This window comes from Arenimonas sp. (assembly GCF_044348765.1).
Lineage (GTDB): Bacteria > Pseudomonadota > Gammaproteobacteria > Xanthomonadales > Xanthomonadaceae > Arenimonas.
Window position 1 is genome coordinate 1 of record NZ_JBIKSE010000050.1, and the last position, 9,041, is coordinate 9,041.

10 protein-coding genes and 1 other RNA gene are annotated in these 9,041 nt (G+C 59.5%); 5 read left to right on the top strand and 6 right to left on the bottom strand.

What is annotated here, in order from left to right; genetic code table 11:
- From ACIQ0Q_RS07740 to rnpB, 5 genes are all read right to left on the bottom strand, one after another.
- A partial coding sequence (locus ACIQ0Q_RS07740; RefSeq protein WP_395772364.1) for a peptidoglycan D,D-transpeptidase FtsI family protein occupies positions 1-1,630 on the bottom strand: 1,630 nt, incomplete at its 3' end.
- Positions 1,627-1,896, bottom strand: a complete 270-nt coding sequence (gene ftsL / locus ACIQ0Q_RS07745; protein WP_395772365.1) for a cell division protein FtsL — start codon at positions 1,894-1,896, stop codon at positions 1,627-1,629. The genes ACIQ0Q_RS07740 and ftsL, both read right to left, overlap by 4 nt.
- A complete protein-coding gene (gene rsmH / locus ACIQ0Q_RS07750; protein ID WP_395772366.1) occupies positions 1,893-2,843 on the bottom strand; it encodes a 16S rRNA (cytosine(1402)-N(4))-methyltransferase RsmH in 951 nt (316 codons plus the stop codon). The genes ftsL and rsmH overlap by 4 nt, the downstream gene beginning before the upstream one ends.
- Positions 2,844-2,846: 3 nt before the next feature.
- A complete protein-coding gene (gene mraZ / locus ACIQ0Q_RS07755) occupies positions 2,847-3,293 on the bottom strand; it encodes a division/cell wall cluster transcriptional repressor MraZ (RefSeq protein ID WP_395772367.1) in 447 nt (148 codons plus the stop codon).
- A gap of 335 nt (positions 3,294-3,628) precedes the next feature.
- Positions 3,629-3,977, bottom strand: an RNA gene (gene rnpB, locus ACIQ0Q_RS07760) — RNase P RNA component class A.
- A 95-nt stretch (positions 3,978-4,072) separates the two neighbouring features.
- Between rnpB and ACIQ0Q_RS07765 the strand changes: the two genes are divergently transcribed.
- Positions 4,073-4,567, top strand: a complete 495-nt coding sequence (locus ACIQ0Q_RS07765; protein ID WP_395772368.1) for a hypothetical protein — start codon at positions 4,073-4,075, stop codon at positions 4,565-4,567.
- Here ACIQ0Q_RS07765 and rsmI read toward each other — a convergent pair whose 3' ends face one another.
- A complete protein-coding gene (rsmI, locus tag ACIQ0Q_RS07770) occupies positions 4,568-5,398 on the bottom strand; it encodes a 16S rRNA (cytidine(1402)-2'-O)-methyltransferase (protein ID WP_395772369.1) in 831 nt (276 codons plus the stop codon).
- Positions 5,399-5,457: 59 nt separating this feature from the next.
- On the opposite strand from rsmI, the gene ACIQ0Q_RS07775 reads away from it, so the two are divergent.
- The 4 genes from ACIQ0Q_RS07775 to ACIQ0Q_RS07790 all read left to right on the top strand — a co-directional run.
- The gene (locus ACIQ0Q_RS07775; protein WP_395772370.1) at positions 5,458-6,648 is read left to right on the top strand and encodes a penicillin-binding protein activator; all 1,191 of its coding nucleotides are present in this window, start codon (positions 5,458-5,460) and stop codon (positions 6,646-6,648) included.
- Positions 6,638-7,024 carry a YraN family protein gene (locus ACIQ0Q_RS07780; RefSeq protein ID WP_395772371.1) on the top strand — a complete coding sequence of 129 codons (387 nt, stop codon included), beginning with the start codon at positions 6,638-6,640 and terminating at the stop codon, positions 7,022-7,024. The genes ACIQ0Q_RS07775 and ACIQ0Q_RS07780 overlap by 11 nt, the downstream gene beginning before the upstream one ends.
- Positions 7,024-8,397, top strand: a complete 1,374-nt coding sequence (locus ACIQ0Q_RS07785; RefSeq protein ID WP_395772372.1) for an FAD-binding oxidoreductase — start codon at positions 7,024-7,026, stop codon at positions 8,395-8,397. Before ACIQ0Q_RS07780 ends, ACIQ0Q_RS07785 begins: the two co-directional genes overlap by 1 nt.
- A 40-nt stretch (positions 8,398-8,437) precedes the next feature.
- Positions 8,438-9,041: cation-transporting P-type ATPase (locus ACIQ0Q_RS07790; protein WP_395772373.1), on the top strand; the 604-nt coding region annotated here is incomplete at its 3' end.

Sequence of the window (9,041 nt, forward strand, 5' to 3'; positions counted from 1 at the left end):
ATCCTTCCATGACATTCTTAAATACCGGAGCCGAAACCACGCCGCCGGTATAACCCCGACTGGGGTCGGGATCCTGCAGGACCACCACCATCGAGAACCGTGGATTATCGACCGGCACCATGCCTGCAAAGAACGCATTATAGCGGCGGGAATAACCACCGCCATCCGCCATGCGTGCGGTACCGGTTTTGCCGGCAACGTGATAGCCGCGTACCGCCGCTTGGGTAGCGGTACCGCCGGGCTCAGTCACTGTCTGCATCATTTTCACGATTTCGTGCGCGACTTTCGGATCGAGTATCTGCTTACTTTCGCCTTTGCCGCCCTTGACGAAGGTCGGTGTGATGGCACGACCGTCATTTCCGAGAGCCGCATAGGCATGTGCCAATTGCAAGGGCGTCACACTCAAGCCATAACCATAAGACATGGTTTGTTTGGAGGTGCCGCTCCACAGCGGCGGCGGCGGGAGAAAGCCGGGGCTTTCGCCGGGGAAGCCACTGCCGGTTGTCACGCCATAACCGAAGCGGCGCATGAAGTCATAAAAGTCCTGGTTGGTCAATCGATGCACGATCATCGCCGAACCGACATTGGAACTCTTACGGATGACGCCGGTGGTGTCGAGCACGCCGTAATTATGGGTATCGGTAGTGCGGTATTTGCCGTTCGGAATCCAACCTGGATTGGTATTGAATATCGTTTCCGGCGTGATCTTTCCCGCTTCCATTGCCGCTGCAACCGTCAACGGTTTCATGGTTGAGCCCGGCTCCACCACATCGGTCACTGCTTTGTTGCGGCGGGTTTCCGGCCTCACCCCGCTGCGCGCATTCGGATTGAATGACGGGTAGCTGACCATGGCCAAAACTTCTCCGGTGCGCACATCAAGCACCACCGCCGTACCGGCCTTGGCACGTGCATCGAAGACTCTCTGCTTGAGCTCGCTGTAGGCCAGATACTGGATGCGACGGTCGATCGATAACACCAAATCCTTGCCGTTCTCAGCCGGACGAATCAAATCGATGTTCTCAACGATACGTCCGCGACGGTCGCGAATGATTTTCTGCTTGCCCGGTGTTCCGGTCAGCCAGTCATCGAAAACCTTTTCCAAGCCTTCCACGCCATGCTCATCGAGATTGGTGGTTCCGATTAGCTGCGCCATGACTTCGCGATGCGGATAGAAGCGTCGGAATTCGCGACTGCTGTAGACGCCATGGATGCCAAGATCGACGACCGCCTTGGCATCATCCGGATTCATATGGCGGCGCAGATACATGAACTGCTTGTCTTTCTTCTGCGCCAGCTTTCGGGTCAGCGTTTGCAGCGGAATATCCAGTGCTTTCGCCAGTTCCGGGACGCGCTTACCGTCGGCCATCACTTCTTTGGGATTGACCCAGACTGACTCGACCGGACTGGAGATCGCCAAGGGTTCGCCGTTGCGGTCGGTAATCATACCGCGCGTGGTGGCGATAGTCACTTCGCGCAGGAAGCGTTCATCACCTGCGGCCTGCAATTTATCTTCCGCCCAGAGCTGCATATAAGCGGCACGCGCCACCACCACGCCACCGCACATCAGCAATATGCCGACAATCCAGGCCAAGCGGATGCGCGGTTGGCTGGCACGCGATACCGGCCTCATGGCTGCACGACCGCGGTTTCATTATCAAGTGGAAAATGCATGCCAATTTTATTGGTTGCGATGCCGACGATGCGGTTGGCCTCCGAAACAGTCGCCTGCTCGGTCTGCAGCCGGCGAAACTCGACATTGAATTCATCGCGCTGCTTCTGTAGCCGGGTCAGATCAATGTAGGTCTGCCGGTGCGAATGCCTGGAATACACCACCGAGACAGCGCTGCACAGTACCGCCACGAGCAGGGCCGACAGCAGCAGCAGACGCGAACTCAACGTGCACCTGCCTTTTCGGCCACGCGTAGCACCGCGCTGCGCGCCCGCGGATTGGCAGCGATTTCAACGGCATCGGCCTTGGCAGCGCCGCCAATATCCTTCAGACTGGCCTGGAAGTCCGGTACCTGTGGCATGCGACGATTGCCGGCCGGCGCCTTGGCATGCCGCGCGATGAACTGCTTGACGATACGGTCTTCTAACGAATGGAAGCTGATAACCGCCAGGCGGCCGCCTGGCTTGAGCAGATCATGTGCCGCTTGCAGACCGGTTTCCAGATCATCCAACTCACGGTTGATGAAGATGCGGATAGCCTGGAAGCTGCGGGTGGCCGGATGAATCTTGGCATCGAAGCGTCCGACCACGCCAGCGATACATTCCGCCAACTGCGCAGTCCGGATGAATGGTGTTTCCGTGCGCTTAGCGACCAATACACGTGCGATCTTGCGACTGGCTTTTTCTTCGCCATAAAGCCAGAGCACCTCGGCAATTTCCTTTTCCGAGGCCTGCGCCAGCCAGTCTGCGGCACTTTGGCCGCGCGTGCTGTCCATGCGCATGTCGAGCGGACCGTCCAGGCGGAAACTGAAACCGCGGTCGGCCACATCCAGCTGCGGTGAAGATACTCCGAGGTCGAACAGCACTCCGTCAAGACCCTGCCGGGCTTCCGACCAGCCGCCCATCTCGGCGAACGAGCCATGGTACAGAGCAACACGGGTATCACTGGCGAAATGTGTGCGCGCATGTGCAATCGCCTCGGGATCTTTGTCCATCAGCAGCAGATGGCCGTCCGGACCGAGTGCCTCGAGCAGACCACGGGCGTGGCCGCCACGGCCGAAAGTACCGTCCAGATAGCGCCCAGTGGGTATTACATGCAGGCCATCCATAACCTCTTTCCACATCACGGGAAGATGGCGGGGAATCTGCATCGGCACAGAGGTCCCGTTCGCCATGGCTTAAATCCTCAGATCCAACATGACGTCGCTGATATCATCCTCGACGATGGCGTGACGAATTTGTGCCAGATGAGCCTGTTCGCTCCAGAGTTCGAGCTTGCTGCCCATGCCGAGCAGCACGGCGCGCTTTTCTATTCCTGCGGCATTGCGGTGGCTACCGGGCAGCAACACGCGGCCGCTGTTGTCCGGCTCGAGCACGGTGGCGGCACCGACCAGCTTGAGCTGCAGATTGCGGTGGACTTTCTTGGCATTGGGCAAGGCATTGACCTGATCGCGTACGCTTTGCCAGACCGATTCGGGATACAGCCACAGACAGCCGGCTTCGTAGGGATTGTAGGTCAGCACCAGGCGATTGCCGCAGGCGCCCGCAACCAGATCACGGAAGGCTGTTGGAATGGCCAAACGCCCCTTGTCGTCGATGCTGATGGCGGTTTCACCCTGAAACATATCCACAAATTCCCACTAATTTCCAGAATTTTCCTCGTTCTCCCACATTAGTATTCCAAAAAGGCAAAGTCAAGCACTTTTCATGAAAATTTCACAAGCCGAATCAATAGCTTGCACTAACTTAAGAATTCGCTTTAAGAAACGAATAATGTGCATTGTTTATGTTGAAATTTAATAAATCACGCTCTGGGTGAGTTTTTTTCCACGGACTTATCCACAGGAGCTATCGTTTCCCGAATTGAACTCGGACTGATCCGTCCTGCGCAAAAATTCGCATGTTTGACCGGTGACTGTGAGACCGGCAGCGTGGGCGCACTAAGGGCTGAATCGGAAAGGGGCGGAGCTGGCCGATAAGCCGGGTTCTGTCGTGGACAACCATTCCTCTAGGCCCTGCGTCGCCGCAGGGCTCAAGCAGCACACCCGGGTGCGGATCGAGCCGATCCATAGCACCCCTATTTGGCCTTGCTCCGAGTGGGGTTTACCCTGCCCTGCGGCGTTGGCCCCGCAGGCGGTGGGCTCTTACCCCACCATTTCACCCTTACCACGCACCTTGCGGCCGTTCGGCGGTTTGTTTTCTGTTGCACTGGCCGTCGGCTTGCGCCGCCCAGGCGTTACCTGGCACTCTGCTCTGTGGAGCCCGGACTTTCCTCGGCGCTTGCGCGACGCGGTTGTCTGGCCAACTCCGCCGTGAGTATTGTCGCATAGTTGGGTGTACCATGGCTGAAAGCCAGCCTGCTATTGCCCGGCATTCAAACCTAATAATGACTTAAGTTGGACATATGAAAACACCGATTCGTCTCGCCATCATTGGCGCCTTGTTCTCGTTGAGTTCCGCCGCATTTTCCCAAAATGGCGTATTGGCCAACGCCGCCGCCCCTTCCCCGACTGATGCATTGACTACTGAACAGATTGCAGAACTGACCAGAACTGAAATGCCTGGCGATCGGATGACTTTGAAGTATTCAAACAAATGGCGGATCACATTCGATAATGAGGCGAAATCAGACGGCACCTTGGTGTTCCGCATGGTGATGAAGAACAGCGATGTCGAGCCGGTGGTGGCAACAATACCAATCAAGAAAGGCATCAACGAAAACAACATTGCCGACATCGTTGAAGACGCCCTGCAAAAAGCATTTCCACGCGACTTCAACATTGAAACTGACGATGGTGAATCGGTGCTGGTCAAACTCAATTTCATTGAGGGCTCAAGCAGTTTGGTCTTGCTGAGCAATGATGTCAAAAATTTGAAAATAAAAATCAGGAAGGAATAATCATTCGCCGCCGTACAAGGCTCTGCGCGGCGCGCCGCTAAGATCAGCCGCAATTTTCGCGGCCTGCGAAGGCTTCATGACTTCCGCCAATTTGGCATACAGGCGCCGTCCTTCCAAAAGGGCGGCGTCTTCGTTTTCCGGCGCGCCGGCAACGATGAGGACGAATTCGCCCTTGCGCTGGTTCGGATCGGCCGCGACTTTTTGCGCGATGGCAGCCAGCGTGCCGTCCAGAACCGTTTCGAACAGCTTGCTGATTTCGCGCGCCAATACCGCTTCGCGCTCATCGCCGAAAGCACTACGCATGTCGGCCAGACACTCCTCAATACGGTGCGCGCTTTCGTAAAAAACCAGGGTGCGGATTTCGCCAGCCAGCGCATTCAGACGCTCGCGTCGGGCCGAGGTCTTATGTGGCAGGAAGCCTTCGAAACAGAATCGGTCGGAGGCCAGACCGGCCACCGACAGCGCCGCGATGGCGGCACACGGCCCGGGAATCGGCGATACGGTGATTCCGGCCGCACGCAACTCGCGGACCAGGCGGTACCCGGGGTCGGAAATCAAGGGCGTGCCGGCATCGCTGACCAGCGCCAGTGTCTTGCCGGATTGCAGCTGCTCTAATACCTGTGCCACACGCTCCGACTCGTTGTGCTCATGCAAGGCCAGCAAGGGCCGGTCCATTCCGAGCGCGTTCAGCATCTGGCGGGTATGCCGGGTGTCCTCGGCGCAGATCAGGTCAACACCGGCCAGCACGTCGCGGGCGCGTGCACTTAAATCGCCCAGATTGCCGATCGGTGTGGCGACCACATACAAAGCGCCCTTTTTCAGCTCGAACATTGCTAAAATCCAGTCTGGAACTGCCTCCATCATAGCGTTTCGCTGAAGGGAATTGGATTATGCGTGCATTGACCGTCGCCGCCGTGTTGTGTGTGTTGACCGCCTGCAGTACCGGTCCAACACGGCCCCAGGTGAGTGATATGCCAAAAGTACAGACCCCAGCCGATGCGCTGGCACAGGCGCGTGCAAAAAACCAGCATTGGCTGGATCCAGCTTTGATCAATGCCTTCCCGGAATCCGGTGCCGCCGACTACCGCCCGCCGGCAAAACTGGCCGTGCTTCTGCCCCAGTCCGGCAACCTCGTGGTTGCCGGCAACGCCATCCGCGATGGCCTGCTCGCAGCCTATTACGCCGAAATCCGCAGCAAACCCGGCATCCGTTTTTATGACACGCAAGGCAGCGCCGCCGGCGCCATAACCGCATTTGATCGTGCAATCAAAGACGGCGCACAGATGATTATCGGACCGATCGGTAAGGACGAGGTCGCGGCCATCCATGACATCGCCGGAACCATCCCGGTGTTGGCCCTGAACCGGCTCGAAACGCCGAGCAATCGGCATGTCCTGAACTTCTCGCTGAGCCCAGAGCGCGAAGGCGAAATCATCGCCGAACACCTGCTTGGCAAGGGCCTGCTGCAGACGGCCGTGTTCAGCCAAGGCAGTGACAGCAACAGCCGCATGCTGGCCGCGTTTGAAAAACGTTACCAAGCCGGCGGTGGCAGCATCTTGCTGAAAGCACCGGCACCGGTGTTCGGCAAGGATACCGCGGGCGCTGCCGTCAATCCGGCGCTTCCGGATGCGGTGCGGGAAGCCACTGCCGTTTTGCTATTGATGGACGGCGATACCGCCAAGCCGACGCGGGCCGCACTCGCGCTGAATGGCGCCAGCGACATTCCGGTGTTCGGCGGCACCGACATCACTGACAGCAGCGATGCCAAAACCAATACGCAACTCGATGGCATCGAGTTCCTGCAGATGCCGTGGCTGGTCAACCGCGGTAATAGTCTGAACATCAATGCCGGGCAGTTGCTGAAACTGCCAAGCGCGCGCGGTCCGGGCGCAAAACTCAATGCCTTCGGTGCCGATGCCTGGTTGATCGCCACGCGTCTGCCGGTCTGGCTGGCTAGCCCAAACAGCGAAATCGCGGGTGCAACCGGTGGCCTGCATCTGGAACCGGACGGCCGCATCGAACGTGCGCTGCCTTGGTCGGTCTTCCGCACCGGCACCGCGCAAGCCGTTAATGGCCCCTAAGCTCAGCCCGCTGCAACAGCAAGGCCATTTGGCGGAAGATGCCGCACTGGCCTTTCTGGAACAGCATGGCCTGCGGTCACTGGCACGTAATGCCCGTTATAGCGTCGGTGAACTGGATCTGATTCTGCTGCACGGCGATACCGTGGTGTTCGCAGAAGTGCGTCAACGAAAATCCGATGCCTTCGGCGGTGCCGCACAGTCCATCGACCGTCGCAAGATGCGCAAATGCGCCCTGGCTGCGCAGTACTGGCTGAAGCAGCATCCGCAATACGCTAAGGCGCCCTGCCGTTTCGATGCCGTGCTGCTGACCGGCCGTGATAACGCCTGGAAGATCGAATGGCTGCAGGCTGCCTTCGTGTTCGAGGACGTATTCTGATGGACCGCAGCCTCATCGCCGTTTTCGAAAAAGCACTCGGCCATGAGGCCGTGCTGACCGCCGCCGCCGACTGCCTAGCCTACGGCTACGACAACTCCAGTTACCGTGCCAATCCGGCCATGGTGTTGTTGCCGGTGCGCATCGAACAGGTGCAGTCTGCGGTGCGGCTGGCCCGCCACTACAAACTGCCATTGACCGCACGCGGCCGCGGCACCAACACCACCGGCGCCAGCGTGCCCATCGAACGCGGCATCGTGATCAGCTTCGAGCGTATGCAACGCATTCTGGCCATTGCGCCCGGTGACCGCTCCGCGGTGGTGGAACCCGGCGTACTCAATGGCGATCTGCAATTGGCCTTGATGCCACACGGTCTGTTCTGGCCACCGGATCCGACCTCGGCACCGTACTGCAGCATCGGCGGCAACATCGCCTGCAATGCCGGCGGCCCGCGTGCGGTGAAATACGGCGCCACCCGCGACAATGTGCTGGCGCTGAAAGCGGTGACTGGTACCGGCGAGCTGGTGGAGTTCGGTGCGCTTACGAATAAAAATGCCTCCGGATTCGATCTGTCGCGTCTGTTGATCGGCTCGGAAGGCGGTCTGGCCTTGGTGGTGGAAGCGACGTTGAAGCTGCATCCGAAACCGGCGGCAAGCCGCATGCTGCGTGCGCTGTACCGCGATGTCGAATCGGCGGCCGAAGCGGTGGCGCGACTGATGGCGCAGCCGGAAACACCGTCGATGCTGGAATTCATGGACGCCACCGCCATCCGCTTGGCGCGCGACATCGGCGGCGCAGATCTACCTGATGCCGGCGCGCTGCTGATGATTGAAGGCGACGGTGATCCGGCACAGCTTGACGCATTGATGCAAACTCTGGCCACGCATGCCGGCGGCGCGGGCTGCCTCGATATTGCCATTCCCGGCAGCAGCGACGAGCAGGCGCAGTTGATGGCGGCGCGGCGTGCCTTATCGCCGGCGCTGCGCAGTCTGGCCAGTGGAAAAATCAACGAGGACGTTGTAGTGCCGGTATCGCGGGTGCCCGAGCTGGTGCGCTTCGTGGAGCAGCTCAGCCGCGACTCCGGCCTGCTGATCGTCTGCTTCGGTCACATCGGCAACGGCAATGTGCATGTGAATGTGATGTACGACAAAGCCGAAGCCACGCAGACCGCGATGGCCGAATCCTGCGCGGAAAAACTGTTCACCGAAGTGTTGCGCCTGGGCGGCATGCTCTCGGGCGAGCATGGCATCGGCCTGGCCAAACGTGGGTTCATGGCGCAGGCCTTCAGCCCGGAAACCCTGGCGATGATGCGCGGTATCAAAACCTTGTTCGATCCGGACAATATTTTGAATCCGGGCAAGACGCTGCCGGAATGATTCTGCCGATTCATGCCGCCGGATGCCAACAGTGACCGAGATGTCGTCCGCCTTGGGTCTCACGGAATCCGAGGCGGCGGCACGGCTGGTCAAAGACGGCCCCAACCAACTGGAACTGGCCCGCCGGCGCAGCCTCGAACGGCGGCTTTTCGATCTGCTCCGGCAACCGATGTTCGCTCTGCTGGTTTTGGCGGCCGCACTCTACCTGCTGCTGGGCGATTTCAGCGAGGGGCTGACGCTGGCGGTGTTCGTACTGGCCGTCATCGGACTGACCTTCTACCAGGAAGGCCGCACCGAGAACGCCATCGCCGCTCTGCGCGAACTGACGGGGACCCGTGCGTGCGTCATGCGCGATGGCACGGCACGCGACATCCCGGCACGCGAAGTGGTCTGCGGCGACATTCTGCTCTTGGCCGAAGGCGACCGTGTCGCCGCCGACGGCAGAATGCTGGAGGCGCACGACCTGCAGGTTGATGAATCGCTGCTCACCGGCGAGTCCTTACCCGTCAACAAATGCGCTGGAGTTCCGGAACCGGATTCGGAAAGCGGTGACGACGACGGACCCGGCGGTGATAATCGGCCCTGGGCCTACGCCGCCACCTTCGTGGTGCGCGGGCATGGCCGTTTGCGCGTCACCGCCATCG